The sequence below is a fragment of the Brenneria izbisi genome, from assembly GCF_025840185.1.
GTDB lineage: Bacteria > Pseudomonadota > Gammaproteobacteria > Enterobacterales > Enterobacteriaceae > Brenneria > Brenneria izbisi.
The window spans coordinates 142,053-164,418 of the sequence record NZ_JAMPJU010000004.1; the positions used below are offsets into that span (position 1 = coordinate 142,053).

Below are 22,366 nucleotides of genomic sequence, written 5' to 3' on the forward strand. Positions count from 1 at the left end.
TGGGTGCGATGGCATCGTAATGCAAGAGTAAAATATGTCAAAGTGTTACTATTAGTTGAGAGCCTGCGGGTGAAATCGGGTTACACTAGGGCGAAACATCGATAACAAGGTGAATATTAAGCATGGAAATCGATAATAAGTCACGGATCCACTGGGCGTGTCGCCGTGGCATGCGTGAACTGGATATTTCTATCATGCCGTTCTTCGAGCATGAGTATGACGCATTGAGTGATGAGGACAAACGAACGTTCGTGCGTCTGCTGCAATGCGACGATCCCGATTTGTTTAACTGGCTGATGAACCACGGTGAGCCGCAAGATGAGGCGTTAAAACGCATGGTTTCACTTATCCAGAAGCGAAATAAAGACCGTGGCCCAGTGGCAATGTGATATTCGTGTTTCCTGGCGCATGCAGCTTTTATCATTGATCGTGCATGGGCTATTGGTGTTACTGATACTGCTGGCTCCCTGGCCGGACGGTTATGCCGTGCTGTGGCTGGGCCTGGTTACGCTGGTGGTGTTCGGTTTTATTCGCAGTCAGCGGAATATCAAATCCCAGCAGGGGGAAATGTTGCTGCACAGCGAAACCTATCTGCGCTGGCAGCGTCAGGAATGGCAGATTATTAAACGTCCCTGGGTGCTGAAGAACGGCATCTTGCTCTCTCTGAGAGCGTCCGATGGGAAAGGACGGCAGCGATTATGGCTGGCCTCGGACAGTATGGGAAATGATGAATGGCGTTGTTTACGTCAACGGCTGTTACAGCATAAAAGTTGGGTCAGGTAACGTAATAAAAAAACAACGGCAGTGATTTACGGGGATTGCCGCAGCAGGTATCTTACACGCCGTTTAATGAGAGATAAGCTGATGACAACCCCTGCCAATAAATATGCGGCCCAAAAGACCGTGCTGCACCCGCGTAATCGCCATCGTGGTCGTTATGATTTTACTGCGCTGAAACAGAGCCATCCGGCGTTGATCCCGTTTGTAAAAGTGAATCGTTATGGTGATGAATCGGTGGATTTCGCCGATCCTGACGCGGTAAAAGTATTAAATCAGGCGCTGTTGCACCACTTCTATCAGATTGATCACTGGACGATCCCGGCGGGTTTTCTCTGCCCGCCCGTTCCCGGTCGCGCTGACTATATCCATCACCTTGCCGATCTGCTGGCTGAAGATAATCACGCCGTTATACCGCGTGAGGCGTCGATGCTGGATGTGGGCTGTGGCGCCAACTGCATTTATCCGCTGATTGGTCACCGTGAATACGGCTGGCGTTTTACCGGCAGTGAAATCAACCCGCAGGCGATGCAGGCCGCCAATGCCACTATCGAAGCCAATCCCGGTCTGAATCGTGTGATTCGCCTGCGCCGTCAGAAAAACAGCAAAGCCATTCTGACCGGCATTATCCATAAGAATGAAACCTTTGATGCGGTGCTGTGTAATCCGCCTTTCCACGCTTCGGCTGAGCAAGCGCATCAGGGGTCGCAGCGTAAACTGCATAATCTGGGACTGAACAAACATTCCCCACTCAATTTCGGCGGGCAGCAGGATGAACTCTGGTGCGACGGGGGCGAGATAGCCTTTATCAGTCAGATGATCGCAGAGAGCGCCGGTTTTGCCCGTCAATGCCTGTGGTTTACCTCGCTGGTATCCCGCAAGGAGAATCTGCCTGAGCTTTATCGTGCGCTGGAAGCGGTGGGGGCGGAAACGATCAGAACCATCAATATGGCGCAAGGACAGAAACAGAGCCGTTTTGTGGCATGGAGTTTTTTTGACGGCGCCGCCCGCGCCAGATGGTTACAGAAGCGGTGAGCGGCTGGACAATGACTTTTCTGCGCGAATGAAAAGTCATTATCATGTCTGTTACAGCAAGGTCGCCATTTCTTGCAGAATTTGCTCGCACCACTGTTCTATGCGCTCGTCGCTCAGATCGTATTGATTAACTTCATCCAGCGCCAGCCCGACAAACTGTTCGCCATTGGCGGTTAGCGGTTTAGGGCTGGTGAATTCGTAGCCTGCGGTCGGCCAATAGCCGATAAATTTCACGCCCAGCGGCAGCAGTTGGTCGTGCAGCATACCCAGCGCATCCAGAAACCACTCGCCGTAACCCAGTTGGTCGCCCATGCCATACAACGCCACGATCTTGCCGTTGAGATTCAGCGTGGCGAGTTGTCCCCAGATATTCTCCCAGTCTTCCTGAATTTCACCGAAATCCCAGGTTGGAATACCGAGGATCAGTATGCTGTAATCTTCCATATGCTGCGGATCAACATCTTTGACGTTGTGCAGATCCACCAGATCTTCACCCAGAATGACGCGGATCTTCTCCGCCGCCATTTCGGTATAGCAAGTGCTTGAGCCGTAAAACAGACCGATTTTCATAAGCAATAGAATTTGTCAGGTCAACGTGATGTCGGAAGCGGGTATTCTAGAGTGAGAACATCAGGAAAGAAAGGCGCAGTGAGGGCCATCGCCCTCACCGCAGGGAACTAGCCCAGAGACTGATGACGCGTTTCTTTACTCAATAGCAACGCAATCAGCGTCAGCGACGCCATGGCAGCCAGATATACGCCCACATAGAACAAACCGTAATTGGCCGTCAACCAGGCGGCGATATAAGGTGCCACCGATGCGCCCAGAATAGAGGAGACATTATATGAGAACGAGGCGCCGGTATAACGGACTTCCGTCGGGAACAATTCCGGCAGCAAAGCGCCCATCGGACCGAATGTCAATCCCATCAGGCTCAGGCCGAGCACCAGAAAACCCATGACCAGCGCCTGGTTGCCGGAACCGAGCAGTGACGGGAACAACATGGAAAATACCAGCATGATGCAGGTCACGATGATCATGGTTCTGCGGCGTCCGAAAGCATCCGCCAGATAGCCGGCGACAGGGATCGTCAGACCAAAACCGATAACCGCCACCATCAGCATCCACAAAAAGCTATTGCGTGAGAAACCGAGGCCGTCTGGAATCGGCTTGGTGCCGTAAGTCATGGAATACACGGTCATGATGTAGAACAGCGTATAGGTGGCCAGCATGATAAATGTGCCGAGGATCGTCACTTTCAGGTGTTTGCTGAGCAGCGTAGCCATCGGAATACGTACCTGTTTACCGGCTTTTACCGCCTTGGTGAAAACGGGCGCTTCATGCAGCGAAACCCGCACATACAGACCAATCAGCACCAATACGGCGGAAGCCACAAACGGCACGCGCCAGCCCCATGACATAAACTGTTCGTCCGTCAGCAGCCAGGACAGCAGCAGGAACGTTCCATTCGCAAAGAAGAAGCCGATTGGCGCGCCAAGTTGTGGGAATGAGCCGTACAATGCGCGTTTGCGCGCCGGAGCGTTCTCCGTTGCCAGCAGCGCCGCGCCGCCCCATTCGCCGCCGAGTCCCAGACCTTGACCGAAACGCGCCAGCGCCAACAGGATGGGCGCCATAATCCCGATGCTTTCGTAGCTGGGTAGCAAGCCGATCATGACCGTTGAAATCCCCATGGTCAGTAACGAAGCCACCAACGTGACTTTGCGTCCGGCGCGATCGCCGAAATGACCAAACAACGCCGAACCGATCGGGCGAGCCACGAAAGCAATGGCAAAGGTTGCCAGTGATTGCAGCGTGGCGGCGGTCGGATCGCCCTGCGGGAAGAAAATATGTGGAAACACCAGCACTGCGGCTGTGGCGTAGATATAGAAATCGAAGAATTCAATGGCGGTGCCCACCAGCGAAGCGATAACAACCTTGCTGCGTGAATTTACTGGCGGCGCCTCAGCTTCTGCGTCGATAGTTGGAGCGATGGTGGCTTGCATAATGTTTCTTTATTTTAACAACACGAACGATCATTCTACGCATAGAAAAACCGGCTTTTCAACGCCGATTATGTAGGGATAAGCCGGGCAGGGAAAAGGCGTTGAGGAGCCTGTTCCGGCATACAGACAATACGGAAAATATAATGTGCCAAGGGTCCATTTTTGCCGGAGAATGTTATGGTGATGTTGATGTTCGCGGAATAAGTGAGATCGCACAGAATCGTGCGCGCCTGAGGCGGCGCTCAGGCATAATAGGCGGACGAATCGAGAGGACACCGTGATGCAAGCTCAGGATCAGGCATTCATCGAACAATTTCTTGATGCGTTGTGGCTGGAGCGCAATCTGGCGGAAAATACGCTGGAGTCTTATCGGTTGGATTTACGCGCCCTGGCGGACTGGCTGGCGCACCATGATAATGATTTACTGCGCGCGCAGGCCATCGATCTGCAATCGTTTCTGGCTGAGCGCGTGGAAGGCGGTTATAAGGCCAGCAGCTCCGCACGTTTACTGAGTGCGATGCGCCGCTTGTTTCAGTATCTTTACCGGGAGAAAATCCGCAGTGACGATCCAAGCGCCGTGTTGTCATCGCCCAAGTTACCGCAGCGTTTACCGAAAGATTTGAGCGAAGCGCAGGTGGATGCCTTGTTGAATGCGCCGAATGTTGATCAACCGCTGGAATTACGCGATAAAGCCATGCTCGAAGTCTTGTACGCCACGGGTTTGCGCGTTTCTGAACTGGTGGGGCTGACTATTAGTGATGTCAGCCTGCGTCAAGGCGTGGTGCGGGTGATGGGCAAAGGCAATAAAGAGCGTCTGGTGCCGTTGGGCGAGGAAGCGGTGTACTGGATCGAGCAGTATCTTGAACATGGTCGACCGTGGCTGCTCAACGGGCGCACCCTGGATGTGTTGTTCCCCAGCAACCGCGCGCAGCAGATGACGCGTCAGACGTTCTGGCATCGCATCAAGCACTATGCGATGCTGGCGTCCATTGACAGCGGGAAACTGTCGCCGCACGTGCTCCGGCATGCGTTCGCCACTCACTTGCTGAACCACGGCGCGGATTTACGGGTCGTACAAATGTTGCTGGGCCATAGCGATCTTTCCACCACCCAGATTTATACCCATGTGGCGACGGAACGTCTGAAACAGCTACACCAGCAGCATCATCCGCGGGCGTAGCGAAAGATTTTTGCGGCGGCGTGGATCAATACGACGCATTGACAGATACATCGAAACAGGACTGACAACATGAAAAAAGGGCTATTACTGCTTTCTTTGCTGGCAGCAACGGCGACGGGTTTTGCTCATGCTGATGATTCGGCAATCAAACAGACATTGACTCGTCTGGGAATGCAGAATGCGCAAATCCAGCCTGCGCCGGTTGCGGGCATGAAAACGGTATTGACGGACAGCGGTGTGTTCTATATCAGCGAGGACGGCAAGCACCTGGTTCAAGGGCCGCTGTATGACGTTAGCGGCGTCTCGCCGGTCAATGTCACTAACCAGATCCTGAAGGGGAAAATGGATGCGTTGCAGGATCAGATGATCGTTTATAAAGCCGCGCAGGAAAAACACGTCATTACCGTATTTACCGATATCACCTGCGGTTATTGTCAGAAGCTGCATGAGCAGATGAAAGATTACAATGCGCTGGGAATTACCGTGCGTTATCTGGCGTTCCCACGTCAGGGGCTGAACTCGCCGGCGGAAAAAGACATGCAATCCATCTGGTGTATGGCGAACCGCAACAAAGCGTATGATGCCGCGCTGAAAGGCGATGAGATTTCACCTGCCACCTGTAAAACCAACATCGCTGGTCACTACCAGCTTGGCGTGCAGTTCGGCGTACAGGGAACACCGGCCATTGTTCTGGAAGACGGCGTGGTCGTACCCGGTTATCAGGCGCCGAAAGAGATGTTGGCGATGCTGGATGCACACAAGGCGTCGTTGAAAACGGGTGGTTGATGTAGCGTGGAACTGATAACTCAACTCCGTCGGCGTCCGCTGATGGAGGATATTGATTTACCGGCAACGATGCCGCCTTTGTTGCGTCGCTTGTATGCCCAACGCGGCATAAAAAGACCGCAGGAGTTAGCGCGTAGTCTGCGCGGCCTGTTGGATTACCGTCTGTTGAGCGGTATCGAACAGGCGGTAGATTTTCTGCAACAGGCGCTGGCCGAACAGCGCCGCATCGTGATTGTCGGGGATTTTGACGCCGACGGCGCCACCAGCACCGCGCTGACGGTGCTGGCGCTACGCGGCATGGGCGGCGTTAACGTTAAGTATCTGGTGCCGAACCGCTTTGAAGATGGTTACGGACTTAGCCCGGAAGTCGTTGCGCAAGCGGCGTCGCTGGGGGCGGAGATTATCATCACGGTGGATAACGGCATCTCTTCTCACGCCGGTGTGGAAGATGCGCATCGGCGCGGCATCGCAGTGCTGGTGACCGACCACCATTTGCCGGGAGAAACGCTGCCTGCCGCCGATGCCATGATCAATCCTAATCTGCGTGACTGTGCTTTCCCGTCGAAATCGCTGGCGGGCGTGGGTGTGGCGTTTTATCTGATGATGGCGCTGTTTGTGCGCCTGCGCGAAAGCGGCTGGTTTACCGAAAAAGCGCTGGCGGAACCGAAACTGGCGGAACTGCTGGATCTGGTCGCGCTGGGGACAGTGGCGGATGTGGTGCCGCTGGACGCCAATAACCGTATTCTGGTGGCGCAAGGGCTGAGCCGCATTCGCGCCGGCGTCTGTCGTCCCGGCATCAAGGCGTTGTTGGAAGTGGCGAACCGCGATGCCCGTCAACTGGTCGCCAGTGATCTGGGGTTTGCGCTTGGTCCACGGTTGAACGCTGCCGGACGGCTTGATGACATGACCGTGGGGGTGGCGTTGTTACTGAGTGACGACATCACCCAGGCGCGTATGCTGGCCAGCGATCTGGATGCATTAAATCAGGATCGCCGTGAAATTGAGCAAGGCATGCAGGTGGAAGCGTTGCGCCTGTGTGAAACGCTGGAGCGCAGCCGGGACGAACTGCCGTATGGTCTGGCGATGTACCACCCGGAATGGCATCAGGGGGTGGTCGGAATTCTGGCATCCCGCATCAAAGAGCGCTTTCACCGTCCGGTGATTGCGTTCGCACCGGCGGGTGGCGGCATTCTCAAAGGTTCCGGGCGTTCCATCGCCGGTTTGCATCTGCGTGATGCACTGGAGCGTCTGGATACGCTGTATCCGGGCCTGATGTTGAAATTCGGCGGTCACGCGATGGCGGCAGGGTTATCGCTGGCGGAAGATCAATTCGAGCGCTTCCGGTTATGTTTTGGCGAACTGGTCGGCGAATGGCTGGATGCTTCTCAACTGGAAGGCGTGATTTGGTCGGATGGCGAACTGGCGCTGCCGGAGTTGTGTTTATCCACCGCGGAAATGCTGCGGGACGCGGGGCCGTGGGGACAATCTTTTCCCGAACCGACGTTTGATGGCCGTTTCCGCATTCTGCAACAGCGGCTGGTGGGCGAGCGGCATTTGAAAGTGATGGTGGAGCCGATAGACGGCGGCCCGTTGCTGGATGGCATCGCGTTTAATGTGGATACGCTGATGTGGCCTGACAGCAGTGTGCGCTCAGCGGAGCTCGCCTATAAGCTGGATGTGAATGAGTTTCGCGGCAAACGGTCGGTGCAATTGCTTATCCAGCATTTATGGCCGCTATAACTTGACGGATGAAAGTCTATAAACCACGCGCTTAATCCGCTAGAATAGCCCGTTTCCGTTGTCGACGACTTAACGTAAGAACATAAAATCATGTTTGAAATTAATCCGGTAAAAAACCGCATTCAGGATCTGTCTGAACGTACCGCCGTTCTTAGGGGGTATCTTTGACTATGATGCCAAGAAAGAACGCCTCGAAGAAGTAAACGCCGAACTGGAGCAACCAGACGTCTGGAATGAGCCGGAACGCGCTCAGACGCTGGGGAAAGAACGTTCCTCGCTGGAAGCCATTGTGGATACCATCGACCAATTGACCCAGGGGCTGGAAGATGTCGCAGGTCTGCTTGAACTGGCGGTGGAAGAAGATGACGAAGATACCTTCAATGAAACCAGCGTGGAACTGGATGCGCTGGAAAACAAATTAAGCCAGCTTGAGTTCCGCCGTATGTTCTCTGGCGAATATGACAGCGCGGATTGCTATCTGGATATTCAGGCGGGTTCCGGCGGCACCGAAGCGCAGGACTGGGCCAGCATGCTGGTGCGTATGTACCTGCGCTGGGCGGAAGCCAAAGGCTTCAAAACCGAAATTATCGAAGAGTCTGATGGTGAGGTGGCCGGTACGAAATCCGCCACCATCAAAATCATGGGCGATTACGCGTTTGGCTGGCTGCGTACTGAAACCGGCGTGCATCGTCTGGTGCGCAAAAGTCCGTTCGACTCCGGTGGTCGCCGTCATACCTCGTTCAGTTCCGCTTTCGTTTATCCTGAAGTGGACGACGATATCGATATTGAAATCAATCCCGCCGATTTGCGTATTGACGTTTACCGCGCGTCCGGCGCGGGTGGTCAGCACGTTAACCGAACCGAATCCGCGGTGCGTATCACTCACATTCCGACCAACATTGTCACTCAGTGTCAGAATGACCGTTCCCAGCATAAAAACAAAGATCAGGCGATGAAGCAGTTGAAAGCGAAACTGTATGAGTTTGAGATGCAAAAGAAAAATGCTGAGAAACAGGCGATGGAAGACAACAAGTCGGATATCGGTTGGGGAAGCCAGATCCGCTCTTATGTACTGGATGATTCACGTATCAAGGATTTACGTACCGGCGTGGAAACGCGCAACACTCAGGCAGTGCTGGATGGCGATCTGGATAAATTTATTGAAGCAAGTTTAAAAGCGGGGTTATAAGAATTCACATGGCTGAATCACAATCACAGGGTGCCGATCTGGGGCAGGATCTGAATAACGAACTGAAAGCGCGCCGTGAAAAGTTGGCTGCGCTGCGTGAAAACGGCATCGCGTTTCCGAATGACTTTCGCCGTGACAGCACGTCCGATGGTCTGCACGCCGCCTACGACGACAAGGAAAACGAAGAGTTGGAAGCGCTGGACATCGAAGTGACCGTCGCCGGTCGTATGATGACCCGCCGCATTATGGGTAAGGCGTCTTTCGTTACGTTACAGGATGTGGGTGGTCGTATTCAGCTATATGTTTCCCGCGACGATCTGGCGGAAGGCATTTACAACGAGCAGTTTAAAAAATGGGATCTGGGCGATATCCTCGGCGCGCGCGGCAAGCTGTTCAAAACCAAAACCGGTGAATTGTCGGTTCACTGTACCGAACTGCGTTTGCTGACCAAGGCCTTGCGCCCGCTGCCGGACAAATTCCATGGTCTTGCCGATCAGGAAACCCGTTATCGTCAGCGCTATCTGGATCTGATCGCCAACGACGAATCCCGTAATACTTTCCGTATCCGCTCCAAAGTGATGGCGGCGCTCCGCCGCTTCATGGTGGAAAACGGCTTTATGGAAGTGGAAACGCCGATGATGCAGGTGATCCCCGGCGGCGCCGCGGCGCGTCCGTTTGTGACGCACCATAATGCGCTGGATATCGACATGTACCTGCGTATTGCGCCGGAACTGTACCTGAAACGTCTGGTGGTGGGTGGTTTTGAACGCGTATTTGAAATCAACCGCAACTTCCGTAACGAAGGGGTTTCTCCGCGTCATAACCCCGAATTCACCATGATGGAACTTTATATGGCGTATGCCGATTATAACGATCTGATCGTGTTGACGGAAAATCTGTTCCGCGCCTTGACGCAGGATGTGCTGGGTTCCACAACGGTGACCTATGGCGACCAGACTTTCGACTTTGGCAAGCCGTTTGCAAAGCTGACCATGCGCGAAGCCATCTGCAAATACCGCCCGGAAACCAACGTCGCCGACCTGGATGATCTGGCTAAAGCCACGGCGATTGCCGAGTCTCTGGGTATCAAGATCGAGAAAAGCTGGGGGCTGGGCCGGATCGTCACCGAGATCTTCGAAGAGACGGCGGAAAGTAATCTGATTCAGCCGACGTTCATTACCGAGTATCCGGCGGAAGTGTCGCCGCTGGCGCGCCGCAATGATCAGAACCCGGAAATCACCGATCGCTTTGAATTCTTTATCGGCGGACGTGAAATCGGTAACGGTTTCTCCGAATTGAATGACGCGGAAGATCAGGCCGAGCGTTTTGCGCAGCAAGTGAGCGCCAAAGATGCGGGTGATGATGAAGCCATGTTCTACGATGAAGACTACGTGACGGCGCTGGAACACGGTATGCCGCCAACCGCTGGTCTGGGCATCGGTATCGACCGTATGGTGATGCTGTTTACCAACAGCCATACCATCCGCGACGTTATTCTGTTTCCGGCGATGCGCCCGCAGAAATAATGCAACGATAAAAAACGGCGTGTACAGCGCCGTTTTTTATCCATTGTCGTCCCTCGTTTCCGGGGGATTTTTGCATCTTTCCCTGCTGATTTCTTTGTGGCGCCTATGCGCCTTCTTCTCTCATCGCCGCTGCGGTATTCCTGCTCAGAAGGTATAGATACGCGCTTCCCACGGCTTCATTTGGAGCGTTGTGCCTTGTTCCTGATCGCCGGCACGATTGGAAAGCTGCAACTGGTTGGCGGAAAGTCCGTCAGGCAGTGAATAATCCACCGTGTCGCCGGAGAAGTTCAGCACAATCAGATAACGGGCATTGTTTAACGTCCGGGTATAGGCATAGATTGACGGGTGTTTCGGATCAAGATCGCGGTAGTCGCCGTAAATCAGCGCGGGCGTTTTGGCGCGTAGCGCAATAAGACTGCGGTAATAGTGATAAATGGAAGCGGGATCGTCCACCGCTTGCCGGGCATTGATGGTGGTATAATTGGGGTTGACGGCCAGCCAGGGCTTCGCCGCCGCGGTAAAGCCGCCGTTGGCGGAATCATTCCACTGCATAGGCGTGCGGGCGTTGTCGCGGCCCACTTTGCGCAGACCATAAATATAGGTCATCGGGTTTTCCTGTCCGGTCAATACGCGCTGTTTCCATCCCTGGTGCGCTTCAATCGCGTTAAATTCCCGGATATCCTTGAAGGGATAATTGGTCATGCCCAATTCGTCGCCCTGATAGATAAACGGCGTGCCTTTTAGCGTGAGCAGCAGCGTGGCCATTAGCTTTGCGGAGTGGATCCGAAATTTCGGCGAATCATCCCCGAATGCGGACACCAGGCGAGGGTTATCGTGGTTGGACAAGAAAAGCGTATTCCATTCGCGAACGTTGAGCGATTTATCCTGCATATTGTAAACGGCTTTTAATTGCGGCAGCGTCCAGTTTTTCCACTGAAATCCTTTCCGGTTCACATGAATCGCATCAAAGTTAAAGGCCATATCGAGTTCCTGGCGGTCAGCGTCGATGAAATTATGCAGTTGGTCCAGCGTGATACCGAACGTTTCCCCAATGGTTACCGCATCATATTTTGACAACACTTCGCGATGCATTTCCTGTAGATAGTCATGTACGCGGGGGCCACTGGCATAGACATTGGCGAATTTCCTTATGTCCGGCAGATTCGGGAAGGTCTGGTCCTTGGAAATAAAAGAGATGGCGTCCATGCGGAAGCCGGCGACGCCCTTATCCAGCCAGAATTTCATCATCTGATAAATTTCCTGGCGAACTTTCGGATTATCCCAGTTCAGGTCGGGTTGGTTGGCGGCGAAATAGTGCAGGTAATACTCATTGGTTTCAGGATCGAGCGTCCAGGCCGGGCCGGAGAAAAAAGAAGGATAGTTATTCGGCGCTTTGCCGTCCTTGCCGGGACGCCATATATAATAATCGCGGTATGGATTGTCCTTTGATTTGCGGCTTTCCTGGAACCACTGATGCTCGTCGCTGGTGTGGTTGACGACCAGATCGATCACAAGACGCATATTGCGCTGTTTCATTTCCCGAACCAGTTCATCGAAATCCTCCATGGTGCCAAATTCCGGCATCACTTTGCGGTAATCGCGTACATCGTAGCCATTGTCCACATTCGGTGAATCGAAGTGCGGGCAGATCCAAATGACATTAACGCCAAGACCCTGAATATAATCGAGTTTAGATATAATGCCTTTCAGGTCGCCGATGCCATCGCCATTGGCGTCCTTATAAGAGCGGGGGTAGATCTGATAGACCACCGCTTCTTTCCACCATTTGGGATCATATCCGTTGATCAACGTTACTGACGGCGGCTCTGTCGCTTCGGTGGCCGCGGGGGCTGAACGGTTGTTACCTGCATATGCGCTGTTGCCTGAGGAAATCATCAGCCCGGTTACAGAGATAAGTGCAGCCGCACGCAACAATGTCGATATTTTTATCAACGCGGTATGTTTGCCTGGCTGAAACGCCGTCATTATCCGGCTTGCGATTGGTCGGGATTGGAAAGAGTTTTCATGTAGCAGCATGGCTTTTATCCTTTATATCTTTATTATTTACATATCAGTCCATTACATGCTTATCAATAAGCATGGGTGAGAGTTATGCTGGCTAAATAATTTAGCTAAAACGATTTAGCTAAAGAGTGTAAACTGCTGGATTTTGACTGACAAAATAATCAATTAAATTGTTTTAATATTTGTGACCGTCATAACAAATAAAACGGATGAACCCGATGGCATCGGGGATTTTGGCAACAACTGTTTGCTCACAACGCCAGCAATCAGCGGGTTTTTTGCTTGCCCGGCAACGGGATAACGCTATAATGCCAGGCGCGTATCTCTGCGAGTGTAGTTCAATGGTAGAACGAGAGCTTCCCAAGCTCTATACGAGGGTTCGATTCCCTTCACTCGCTCCAAGTTCTCTTCTGTGCATATCGCCTGAATTCAATAAAATTAAGTAAAATCAACGAATACAGGCTTTTCTGACCTCTTTGTTTCTACTCGCTCAAGCAAAGCCATTTCATTGTGGTAATCTTCAACTAACGCACAGCACTGTTTGCCGCTATTGCTGGTAAAGTGCAATCAAACAAAATGACCGGAATCCATATCGATAGAATCCGACCAATCTAAGGTTTTAATGACGTAAACCTTCTCTTAACGTTGGATTCTCAATGATGAAGAGAAGTAGGATTGAAAACGGATACCAACCAACACCCAGCCTGAAAAGTAAAAGCGATTATATAACCATTACGTTAAGGGCATTACCGCATGGAATTCAAAGATTATTATGCCGCGTTGGAAGTCGCCCCCTCAGCTGATCTGAAAGCGATTAAAACGGCTTACCGCAGACTGGCGCGCAAATATCATCCCGATGTGAGTAAAGAGCATGATGCGGAAAATAAATTCAAGGATATTGCCGAAGCCTATGAGGTGCTGAAAGACAGTTCACGTCGTGCCGAATATGACGAACTGAGACAGCATCGCAACGATCCGCGTTTCTCCGAACCACCGCCGGGTTATGATGACGGCGGCCCGCAATGGCATGGCGCGTCTGGCGGTCAGGATGACTTTTCCGATTTCTTCGAGTCTGTTTTTGGTCGTCGGGCAGCGCAAGGACAGCGTACTGCTTCTTCTCGGCACGCTTATGCTGCCCGTGGTCAGGATCTTGAGATGGAGATCCCACTGTTTCTGGAAGAAACGTTGACTGAGCAAAGCCGACCTATTTCTTATGCGTTGCCGGTTTTCGATGAACTGGGACGTCAGACGAAAGAAATAAATAAAACGCTGAATGTAAAAATTCCCGCCGGTGTGGGGGATGGTGAACGCATTCGTCTGAAAGGGCAGGGCTGTGCCGGTTTTGGCGGCGGTCCGAATGGCGATCTGTTTCTGACAATGCGTATTGTGCCGCATCCGTTGTTTGATATTGACGGACATAATCTGCATATCGTCTTGCCGCTGGCTCCCTGGGAAGCAGCATTGGGAGCCAGCATTGAAGTTCCTACCCTCACTGGAAAAATTGCCCTGACGATCCCACCCGGCAGTCAAAGCGGAAAACGGTTGCGCGTCAAAGGCAAAGGTTTGGTGGGGAAAAACGGAGCGGGTGACCTGTATGCCGTACTGAAAGTGATGATGCCGCCGACGTTGGATGAGAAAACCGCTGCACTGTGGAAACAGTTGAGCGAACAGGCGGCATTTAATCCTCGTCGTGAATGGGAGTCAAAATAATGGCGCAAGAAATGACATTTACCGTGGTGGAACTGTGCCAGTGCGTGGAGATCACTCAGGAGGAATTGATTGAAGTTGTAGGATTGGGCGTGATTGTGCCGCTTGAAGCGGATGAATCGCACTGGCGCTTTGACGATAGCGCGTTAACGTGTCTTCGGCGGGCGCAACGCTTACAGATAGAACTGGATCTCGACTGGCCGGGAGTCGCCATGACGCTGACCTTGTTGGATCAACTCGAAGAATTGAAAAAAGAAAATCAACAATTGCGCAGACAACTTGAACGTTTCATGATGACGTCCTGATTATGGTTCGCAGTGGGCTGAAGACTGTTTTTTAGCCCTCGGAGAGAAATGTATTAATAAAACTTAAGCATCAACGCTTGTTTAAATGGCATGCCGCAGTTGATTTTTCTTTGTCATTTTTCTGATTACAGATGAAAAGCCGCTGGATTTTCCCGCAAAGTATGTTTTTTCCTGGCTTTTCGTTTGCTAAATAATTTTTTCTTTTGTGTATTTTGAATATGTTTCTTGAATGAATAAAGCGCAACTAAAATTAGGAATAGCGCAAAGATTAACATGGTCATTTTTATCACATTGGGAGATGTTCGAGTTCATATGTCGTATAAATATGTCCTTGTATTCCATCGACTCCGCAGTTTTTCAGTAGGAAGTATTCAGATTGATTTTGTACTCCTTCAATAATGACGCCGTGGCAGTATCTTTTTATATTGGAGATAAGGGCGGGAAGCAGATGGGCTTTTCTCTTTCTTATCATTTCCCAGTAGAATGATTTATCTAATTTTACATAATGAAACAGTGACTGGCTGACGGCATAAATATTGGCATTCCCACGACCAAAATCATCCAGCCACAATGGATAGCGGTTATAAAGCTTTGAAAGAAGTGGATTACGTTTCCCATCATTGAGATTAGGAAATCCCTCGTTTATTTCAAGACGAACAAAAGATAGGTTTTCCAGCAGATTTTCTGTGTAGCGATCCTGGAATAAAAACAGCGCCATAGAAAAATCGAGATTTATCGAAAGCAGAATGTGGTTATTGATAAAGTATGATTTTTTTTCCGTCACACACTCCAGTTGATCGATAAACAGTTGCTGTTTGTCATCAATACTCATTTGCTGGATGTGTTCTTCTGTACACAAATCTTCTCCAAATCTTGTCAATAGTTCCATCGCAAACAAGATATTCTGACTGTTATGGATTGGCTCCATAACATAACGCCTTTTGGCCTCTGGAATTGGGTCCGCAATCATCATTGTGTCTCGGTTTAAATGTTTTCAGCATTATTGATCGATCTGTAAAACTGATCAATATTTTTGTTTTTACAACTAAAAATGGTAATTATGCCGATCGATCCGGCTGATTTTGATAGGTCAAACCATTGATCGTTATCAGAAAATATTATGGCAGGCATTTCATAGGTAATATCGAATAATTTGAAGTTAATTAACATGTAAATCTGATTGATAGTGTCAGTTTTACCGAATAATCATAAATCTATTCTTCAGCTATTTCTCTGCATCTTGAAATCTATTGCTTACCTGATGATTTCAATCAACGTCACGTTATTGAGTTTTCCGTGCAAACATTGTTTTATTTTTCATTCTGAAGTATTAACCATTTTGAGTGCGTGGGTAATCAAGTCTGTTAGCCGTCGTGGTCATCTTGCTGTCTGAACCGGAAATGTGTCATTTAATCTGAAATTCCAGGGGGAAGGATGTCAGTTTCTGCAAGAAATCAATTAATAGGCGTTGTTTATAGCGTCATCGAAGGGGCGGTTAATAACGAAGTCGTCCTGAAGCTTGAAGGTGGAGAGCAATTGACAACCGTGATTACCAAGGCAAGCAGCAATGCTTTGGAATTGGCTCCGGGTAAAACGGCGATTGCGTTAATTAAGGCGCCGTGGGTTATTTTGGCATCGTCAGATTGTGGATTGAATTTTTCAGCACGAAATCAATTTGCCGGAACGGTGAAGAAAGTCGTCAAAGGCGCAGTAAATTCTACCGTTCACGTTGAAACCAGTAATGGCCTATTGCTAACCTCCAGCATTACTAACGAAAGTATTGATGAAATGACGATTGTTGATGGCAGCAAAGTGATCGCTTTGATTAAAGCATCCAGTGTGATTCTGGCGACCCAAAAATAATGTTGCTTGATATTCAATTATGATGATAACCCTGATGGTTCCCCGTATGTTAGCGGGGAACCTATTTTATTGATGATAAATCAGGACAAAATTGTTCGTTTTTCGTCTGTTTTTTTCAGCCGCCTGAGTTTCTTTGAAATAAAGGCTTGCTATAAAAAATCATTCATGCGTTAATGACGTCATCGGCCTGTGATACAGACCTATTTATGAAAGACATTGTAATTAAGCGGTTCCTAGTTCAAGCGATGCACCCAATCTCTTATCCGACGAATTTCCTTCTTATAAGCGCCCATAAGTAATCACTGTAACAGTCCCTGTTCCGCCCTATAGTGGCTTCTAAATATATAAAGGAAATTCTCTATGTCTAATAAAATGACTGGATTGGTAAAATGGTTTGACGCTGGTAAAGGTTTTGGTTTCATCACCCCGACTGACGGCAGCAAAGATGTATTCGTTCACTTCTCAGCCATTCTTGGCCAGGGTAACGATTACAAAAGCCTGGACGAAGGCCAGAAAGTAGAATTCAACGTTGAAAGCGGCCAGAAAGGTCCATCAGCGGTGAATGTCAGCGTGATCTAATGGTCTTTTACTGATGACAGTTGAGCCGGCCATGTTGCCTTTGCCCATAATCATCAGAAAAAACAACTGATTATGTATTAAGCCCCTTAGAGATTCTGAGGGGCTTAATTATTTGTATTCTTATCACTCCTTTCCCCCTGTGAATTCGAGTATGATGTAAGTCGCCTCAGGCCTTCAGACAGGTTGGTTCGAGTACCTCCCATGGGACCCTTCATCATTATCAGCGTTTTCATCTGGTGTTAATCCTCGTGATTGTGATGGTTAGAATAAATTTTATGCATCATGGCAACTATAACGATGGGAAAGTGTCTCAATGAACGTAGCGCGCCAAGAACGGCGATTCTTTATGCGGTACGCATATTGACCACTTAACGATAAAGTTCATGAAGATTAAACAGCGATTTACCCAGTCATTACTTCATCCTCGCTATTGGCTTACCTGGTTTGGCCTTGGCATTCTGTTCCTCCTGGTACAACTTCCTTATCCCTTGTTGATGAAAATCGGCAGTAACGCCGGGCGCTTATCACGTCTTGTCCTGAAACGCCGTGTATCTATCGCCCGACGTAATCTTGAATTGTGTTTCCCCACTCTTTGCGTTGCAGAACGTGAAGCGATGATTGTCAACAATTTCGCCTCGTTGGGGATGGCGCTGGTTGAAACCGGTATGGCCTGGTTCTGGTCGGATCGCCGCGTGCGTCATTGGTTTGATGTGTCGGGACTGGAAAATTTACAGCAGGCTTGCGCTAAACAGCGCGGCGTGATGGTCATCGGCATCCATTTTATGTCGCTGGAACTGGGCGGCAGGGCGATGGGGCTGTGTCAGCCGATGATGGCGATGTATCGTCCGCACAATAATAAAGTGATGGAAAAGGTGCAGACCTGGGGACGTTCCCGTTCCAACAAGGCAATGATTGATCGCAAGGATCTGCGCGGCATGGTGCACGCGTTGCGGCGCGGTGAAGCGGTATGGTTTGCTCCCGATCAGGATTACGGTCCGAAGGGCAGTGTATTTGCACCGTTTTTTGCGGTAAAAAACGCAGCGACGACCAGCGGAACCTATACGATTGCTCGTCTGGCGAAGCCTGCCATGATCACGACGGTCTTGATCCGTAACCTGGACGCCTCCGGGTATCGTCTGGTGATCCAGCCTGAGCTTCAGGATTATCCTTATCACGATGAGCAAAAGGCGGCATGTTATATGAATAAGGTTATCGAACGCGAAATTATGCGGGCGCCGGAGCAATACCTTTGGCTGCATCGCCGCTTCAAAACGCGCCCGACGGGAGAAGTTTCACTCTATGCCTGAGAATGAATTTAAGCAAACCGGCACACCTTATCCTGATATCCGAGATTATTATTCGCTGGGATCACGGTGTGCGGAAACGACGCGGGGATAATGTTAATCCTTGCGTAGCAGCAAACCGCGCATCGCAGCGCGGCCCGGCGTCGCGATCTTTTCGCGGCGCGCCAGATAGCGATAGCAACCCGCCCCAAGAAAAGCGCCGATAAACCAACTGAAATTCGCCGCTGCCTGCCACCCCGGTGTGAAAGTGATAAACAGACCGATGCCTACAGAGGGTAATAGCGCCATCACCGCATTCGGATTGAAACCATTGCGATACCAATAGCGTCCTTTGGAAGAGGCATCGAACAGGTCGTCCACATAGATATTGCCGCCTTTGATGAGATAAAAATCCGTCAGCAGAATGCCAAACAACGGACCGATAAAAGCCCCCAGCACATCAAGCGTATAGTGGATCAATTCCGGCGACTGGAACAGATTCCACGGCGTCAGCAACACAGAACCCACGGCTGCGATCATCCCGCCGGTACGGAAACTGATACGTTGCGGCGAGCAGTTGGAGAAATCGAACGCCGGGGAGACGAAGTTGGCGACAATATTAATACCGATAGTGGCAATAATCATTGTCAGCAGACCCAGCGCCACCGCCACACTGTTACCCACGCGGCTGACAGTCTCGATCGGATCGGTAATCATCTGGCCGAACAGCGTCTGCGTACCGGAAACAATCACCACGGTAACGATAGAAAACAGCAGGAAATTGAACGGCAGGCCCCAGCGATTGCCGCGGCGGATTTCCTGCATGCTTTTGCCGTAACGGGCGAAATCGCCAAAATTGAGCAAAGGGCCGGAGAAATAGGAAACAACCAGCGCCGTAGCCGTAAGCATCTGCCACGTTTGTTCACCGGGGGTGAGTTGTTTGCTGCCAAGAGTAAACGAGATGTTTTCCAGACCGGTTTTGTAAATGATCCATCCGGCCAGCGCCAGCATCACGACATAAACGGCTGGCCCGGCAATATCGATAAAACGTTTGATGGCATTCATGCCGTGCCAGAACACCATGGCTTGCAACAACCACATCAGGCCAAAACAGATCCACCCCAGGGCCGAGAGGCCGAGCCAGTGACTTTGCGTCAGCGGCGTCAGTGAAGGATAGAACTTCAGCAGCACCAGCATCAGCGCGTTCGCCGCCAGATAGGTCTGAATACCATACCAGGCGAAAGCGATCAGGCCGCGGATCACCGCCGGGATATTGGCGCCAAACACCCCGAAAGCCTGACGGCACACCACCGCATAGGGTACGCCGCTGATCTGACTAGGTTTCGCCACCAGATTGGCGCACAGTTGCACAATGCAAATACCCGCCAGCAGGCATAACAACACCTGCCAGCTTGCCAGTCCCAGAGTGAAGAAGCTCGCTGCGACTACGTATCCTCCCATGCTGTGGACATCCGACATCCAGAACGAAAAAATGTTGTACCAGGACCAAGTCTGGACGCGGGTGGGTGCCAAATCGTCATTACATAATCTGGGACTGTAATGTGCCTGTGCGTCATGGTCTAACGGCGTATTTTCTGGCATGGAAACTGCTCCTTTTAACAACATTGGTAAAATGAATCACGTCGATGTATGCAAAAGGATGTTGCATTAACCAGGCCAGAATTTATTTTTTGTATACAAAAATGTTGATTTATGTATACGATTTAACAATGCAATGATGACGAGAAAAACCGATGAATTATACTTATGGACTTGAATCAGCAGCCCTTTTTGAACAAAAAGATGACGTTATTTATTACGCTTTGTTAAATGCGATTGTCGAACATCAGTTATTGCCCGGAACCAAATTGCCTGAAGAAGCATTGGCGGATGTCTTTGATGTCAGCCGCACCGGGATCAGAAAAGTGTTGCAACGTCTTGCTTCGGTGCAAATGATCACCCTAACGCCCAAACGTGGTGCACATGTTACGACGCCATCGGTGGAAGAAGCGCAAGCAATCTTTCAAACCCGCAGCCTGCTGGAATGCGCCAATTTGCCGCAAGTGGCGGCTCACTGCCAGACACCTCATCTGGCTGCGCTGGAAAATCTGGTACAGGCGGAGCAGCAGGCTCACCGCGATCAAAACGGCCCGGAGGCGATCCGCCTGTCCGCCGCCTTTCATATTCAACTGCAAGCTGTCTCCGGTAACGCGGTGCTGACGGCCATGGTGACGCAGTTGACTCAGCGCTCCTCACTGGTCATTGCCGCCTACGGCGCGCCTTGGGAGCAGGGATGCCGCTGTCACGATCATCAGGATCTCCTGATGCTATTGCGTGAGAAAAAGATCGAGGATCTGTCTGCCGAAATGCGGCGTCACTTTGCTGATATTGTCGCCAGCCTGCGTTTTGATCGGGATGAAGAGGTCGCGCCTGATTTTGCGCGTCTGTTTGGTCATCTTAAGGCGGGCAGAGCATGAAATCGTGTGTGATCCAGGTTATTAACCCGAATACCAGCCTTGCCATGACCAAGACGATAGGCGATGCCGCTCGCCGGGCGGCTGCGCCGGGAACGGAAATTATTGCGGTCAGCCCTTCGCAGGGCGTGCCGTCGATAGAAGGCCATTTCGATGAGGCGATCGCGGCAATTGGCGTACTGGAACAGATAAAACAAGGTAAAGCGCAAGGCGTTCAAGGGCATATTATCGCCTGTTTTGGCGATCCAGGGCTGCTGGCGGCGCGTGAGTCGGCCAGCGCGCCAGTGGTGGGGATCGCTGAGGCCGCCATGCATATGGCGACGCTCGTGGCGACGCGCTTTTCGATCGTCACGACGCTGCCGCGCACACTGATTGTCGCTCGTCATCTGCTCCAGCGCTATGGTTTTGAACATCATTGCGCCGGGCTGCATGCCATCGATCTGCCGGTGCTGGCGCTGGAAGCGCACGCAGATATCGCACAACAGAAAGTGCGGGAATATTGTATACAATCCAGCCGTCAGGATGGTACAGGCGCGATCGTGCTGGGCTGCGGCGGAATGGCCGATCTTGCATCTGCGCTGACGCAGGAATTGGGGATGCCGGTGATTGATGGGGTCAGCGCCGCCGTTAAACTGATCGAATCCCTGGCGTCGCTGGGGATAACCACCAGCAAGCGCGGCGATCTGGACTACCCGCTGGCCAAACCGCTGACTGGCATGTTTAACCAACTCCGTTAAGTAAGATCGCCACATGCAGTAAATCCTGTGGTAATGAGGAAGCCGAAATGAGGAGCGAGTGATGAAAAAGTCATCGGAAATGGAGCGTGATTATCCGCGTGATTTAATCGGCTATGCCGGTAAACCGCCTCACGCCAACTGGCCGGGTCAGGCGCGGATTGCCGTACAGTTTGTGCTCAACTATGAAGAGGGCGCGGAAAATCATGTCTTGCACGGCGATGCCGGTTCAGAGCAGTTTCTTTCCGATATTATTGGCGCGGCTAGTTATCCCGCGCGCCACATGTCGATGGATTCGCTCTACGAGTACGGTTCCAGGGCTGGCTTCTGGCGGATCCATCAGGAGTTTCAGCGACGCCGGTTACCGTTAACGGTGTTTGGCGTCGCGATGGCGTTGGCCCGCAATCCGGCGGTGGTGGATGCCATTATCGATGCGAATTATGACGTGGTCAGTCACGGCTGGCGCTGGATTCATTACCAGAATATGGACATCGCCACCGAACGACAGCACATGCAACGGGCGGTGGAAATGTTGACCGAACTGTTCGGCAAAGCGCCGTTGGGTTGGTATACCGGTCGTGACAGCCCCAATACCCGCCAACTGGTGGTGGAGCAAGGGGGATTTTTGTATGACAGCGACTATTATGGCGACGACCTGCCCTTCTGGACGAAGGTTCAACTTGCCGACGGCGAGATGCGACCGCACCTCATCATCCCTTATTCGCTGGAAACGAACGATATGCGCTTTGCCTCACCGCAAGGATTCAACAGCGGCGAGCAGTTTTTTACCTATCTGAAAGACAGCTTTGATGTGTTGTATGCCGAAGGGGAAACGTCACCGAAAATGCTATCGATAGGCATGCACTGTCGTTTGCTGGGACGACCAGGCCGTTTTCGGGCATTGCAACGCTTTCTCGATTACCTTCAGCAACATGATCGGGTATGGATTTGTCGTCGTCAGGAGATTGCCGAACACTGGCGTCAGCAGCACCCTTATCCAAGGGCCTGAAGACAGCGCTGAGGCGCTGAAAAGAAAATGGCCGCCGGATGGCAGCCATTTCGAGCATCATTATCGTACAAGGGCAATCAACGGAAGATGGCGTGGGAGTTGACACCGCGATAAGTTTTGCCCAACGCTTTTATTAATTGATTGATTTTAC

The 22,366-nt window shown here is 51.2% G+C and carries 21 protein-coding genes and 1 tRNA gene; 17 read left to right on the forward strand and 5 right to left on the reverse strand.

Annotated elements, in window-relative coordinates; genetic code table 11:
- Nucleotides 1-122: 122 nt before the first annotated feature.
- The 3 genes from sdhE to rlmF all read left to right on the forward strand — a co-directional run bounded on the left by sdhE (nucleotide 123) and on the right by rlmF (nucleotide 1,812).
- Nucleotides 123-389, forward strand: coding sequence for an FAD assembly factor SdhE (gene sdhE / locus NC856_RS07560; protein WP_264089814.1), 267 nt, complete (start codon nucleotides 123-125; stop codon nucleotides 387-389).
- On the forward strand, nucleotides 370-783 hold the full coding sequence (locus tag NC856_RS07565; RefSeq protein WP_264089815.1) for a protein YgfX: 414 nt from the start codon (nucleotides 370-372) through the stop codon (nucleotides 781-783). The genes sdhE and NC856_RS07565 overlap by 20 nt, the downstream gene beginning before the upstream one ends.
- An 81-nt stretch (nucleotides 784-864) precedes the next feature.
- Nucleotides 865-1,812, forward strand: a complete 948-nt coding sequence (rlmF, locus tag NC856_RS07570; RefSeq protein ID WP_264089816.1) for a 23S rRNA (adenine(1618)-N(6))-methyltransferase RlmF — start codon at nucleotides 865-867, stop codon at nucleotides 1,810-1,812.
- Between the two features lie 51 nt (nucleotides 1,813-1,863).
- On the opposite strand, the gene fldB is transcribed toward rlmF, so the two are convergent.
- Together fldB and NC856_RS07580 are read right to left on the reverse strand one after the other, a co-directional pair.
- Nucleotides 1,864-2,382: a flavodoxin FldB gene (gene fldB, locus NC856_RS07575; RefSeq protein WP_264089817.1), complete on the reverse strand. Its 519-nt coding sequence runs from the start codon at nucleotides 2,380-2,382 to the stop codon at nucleotides 1,864-1,866.
- A gap of 107 nt (nucleotides 2,383-2,489) precedes the next feature.
- Nucleotides 2,490-3,815, reverse strand: a complete 1,326-nt coding sequence (locus NC856_RS07580; protein ID WP_264089818.1) for an MFS transporter — start codon at nucleotides 3,813-3,815, stop codon at nucleotides 2,490-2,492.
- Between the two features lie 280 nt (nucleotides 3,816-4,095).
- Between NC856_RS07580 and xerD the strand changes: the two genes are divergently transcribed.
- From xerD to lysS, 5 genes are all read left to right on the forward strand, one after another.
- On the forward strand, nucleotides 4,096-4,995 hold the full coding sequence (gene xerD / locus NC856_RS07585; RefSeq protein WP_264089819.1) for a site-specific tyrosine recombinase XerD: 900 nt from the start codon (nucleotides 4,096-4,098) through the stop codon (nucleotides 4,993-4,995).
- A 69-nt stretch (nucleotides 4,996-5,064) separates the two neighbouring features.
- The gene (gene dsbC, locus NC856_RS07590; RefSeq protein ID WP_264089820.1) at nucleotides 5,065-5,781 is read left to right on the forward strand and encodes a bifunctional protein-disulfide isomerase/oxidoreductase DsbC; all 717 of its coding nucleotides are present in this window, start codon (nucleotides 5,065-5,067) and stop codon (nucleotides 5,779-5,781) included.
- A gap of 6 nt (nucleotides 5,782-5,787) precedes the next feature.
- Complete coding sequence (gene recJ / locus NC856_RS07595) at nucleotides 5,788-7,521, forward strand: single-stranded-DNA-specific exonuclease RecJ (RefSeq protein WP_264089821.1); 1,734 nt, start codon at nucleotides 5,788-5,790, stop codon at nucleotides 7,519-7,521.
- 90 nt (nucleotides 7,522-7,611) lie between these two features.
- Nucleotides 7,612-8,710, forward strand: a protein-coding gene (gene prfB / locus NC856_RS07600; protein ID WP_264089822.1) for a peptide chain release factor 2 whose coding sequence is annotated in 2 segments (ribosomal slippage) — nucleotides 7,612-7,686 and nucleotides 7,688-8,710 — 1,098 coding nt in all. Because the reading frame shifts where the segments join, the coding sequence is not laid out codon by codon here.
- 8 nt (nucleotides 8,711-8,718) lie between these two features.
- Nucleotides 8,719-10,236 carry a lysine--tRNA ligase gene (lysS, locus tag NC856_RS07605; protein WP_264089823.1) on the forward strand — a complete coding sequence of 506 codons (1,518 nt, stop codon included), beginning with the start codon at nucleotides 8,719-8,721 and terminating at the stop codon, nucleotides 10,234-10,236.
- Between the two features lie 144 nt (nucleotides 10,237-10,380).
- On the opposite strand, the gene NC856_RS07610 is transcribed toward lysS, so the two are convergent.
- Nucleotides 10,381-12,273: a glycoside hydrolase family 13 protein gene (locus NC856_RS07610; RefSeq protein ID WP_264089824.1), complete on the reverse strand. Its 1,893-nt coding sequence runs from the start codon at nucleotides 12,271-12,273 to the stop codon at nucleotides 10,381-10,383.
- Nucleotides 12,274-12,588: 315 nt separating this feature from the next.
- Between NC856_RS07610 and NC856_RS07615 the strand changes: the two genes are divergently transcribed.
- From NC856_RS07615 to NC856_RS07625, 3 genes are all read left to right on the forward strand, one after another.
- Nucleotides 12,589-12,662: transfer RNA gene (locus tag NC856_RS07615), tRNA-Gly, on the forward strand.
- Nucleotides 12,663-13,014: 352 nt separating this feature from the next.
- A complete protein-coding gene (gene cbpA, locus NC856_RS07620) occupies nucleotides 13,015-13,971 on the forward strand; it encodes a curved DNA-binding protein (protein ID WP_264089825.1) in 957 nt (318 codons plus the stop codon).
- Nucleotides 13,971-14,273 (forward strand): chaperone modulator CbpM, encoded by a 303-nt coding sequence (locus NC856_RS07625; RefSeq protein ID WP_264089826.1) that lies wholly within the window; start codon nucleotides 13,971-13,973, stop codon nucleotides 14,271-14,273. The genes cbpA and NC856_RS07625 overlap by 1 nt, the downstream gene beginning before the upstream one ends.
- 286 nt (nucleotides 14,274-14,559) lie before the next feature.
- Here the strand turns inward: NC856_RS07625 and NC856_RS07630 are convergent, their stop codons facing one another.
- A complete protein-coding gene (locus tag NC856_RS07630; RefSeq protein ID WP_264089827.1) occupies nucleotides 14,560-15,246 on the reverse strand; it encodes an EAL domain-containing protein in 687 nt (228 codons plus the stop codon).
- Between the two features lie 461 nt (nucleotides 15,247-15,707).
- Here NC856_RS07630 and NC856_RS07635 point away from each other — a divergent pair, with 461 nt between their 5' ends.
- From NC856_RS07635 to lpxP, 3 genes are all read left to right on the forward strand, one after another.
- Complete coding sequence (locus NC856_RS07635; protein ID WP_264089828.1) at nucleotides 15,708-16,136, forward strand: TOBE domain-containing protein; 429 nt, start codon at nucleotides 15,708-15,710, stop codon at nucleotides 16,134-16,136.
- A 360-nt stretch (nucleotides 16,137-16,496) separates the two neighbouring features.
- Complete coding sequence (locus tag NC856_RS07640) at nucleotides 16,497-16,715, forward strand: cold shock domain-containing protein (RefSeq protein WP_264089829.1); 219 nt, start codon at nucleotides 16,497-16,499, stop codon at nucleotides 16,713-16,715.
- 383 nt (nucleotides 16,716-17,098) lie between these two features.
- Entirely contained in the window at nucleotides 17,099-18,022 is a 924-nt protein-coding gene (lpxP, locus tag NC856_RS07645; RefSeq protein ID WP_264089830.1) for a kdo(2)-lipid IV(A) palmitoleoyltransferase, read from the forward strand.
- Nucleotides 18,023-18,115: 93 nt separating this feature from the next.
- Here lpxP and NC856_RS07650 read toward each other — a convergent pair whose 3' ends face one another.
- On the reverse strand, nucleotides 18,116-19,600 hold the full coding sequence (locus tag NC856_RS07650) for an NCS1 family nucleobase:cation symporter-1 (protein ID WP_264089831.1): 1,485 nt from the start codon (nucleotides 19,598-19,600) through the stop codon (nucleotides 18,116-18,118).
- Nucleotides 19,601-19,752: 152 nt separating this feature from the next.
- Between NC856_RS07650 and NC856_RS07655 the strand changes: the two genes are divergently transcribed.
- The 3 genes from NC856_RS07655 (at nucleotide 19,753) to puuE (ending at nucleotide 22,215) form a co-directional block, all read left to right on the forward strand.
- Complete coding sequence (locus NC856_RS07655) at nucleotides 19,753-20,475, forward strand: GntR family transcriptional regulator (protein WP_264089832.1); 723 nt, start codon at nucleotides 19,753-19,755, stop codon at nucleotides 20,473-20,475.
- Entirely contained in the window at nucleotides 20,472-21,209 is a 738-nt protein-coding gene (locus NC856_RS07660) for an aspartate/glutamate racemase family protein (protein WP_264089833.1), read from the forward strand. Before NC856_RS07655 ends, NC856_RS07660 begins: the two co-directional genes overlap by 4 nt.
- 61 nt (nucleotides 21,210-21,270) lie before the next feature.
- The gene (gene puuE / locus NC856_RS07665) at nucleotides 21,271-22,215 is read left to right on the forward strand and encodes an allantoinase PuuE (RefSeq protein ID WP_264089834.1); all 945 of its coding nucleotides are present in this window, start codon (nucleotides 21,271-21,273) and stop codon (nucleotides 22,213-22,215) included.
- The last annotated feature ends 151 nt before the right edge of the window (nucleotides 22,216-22,366 follow it).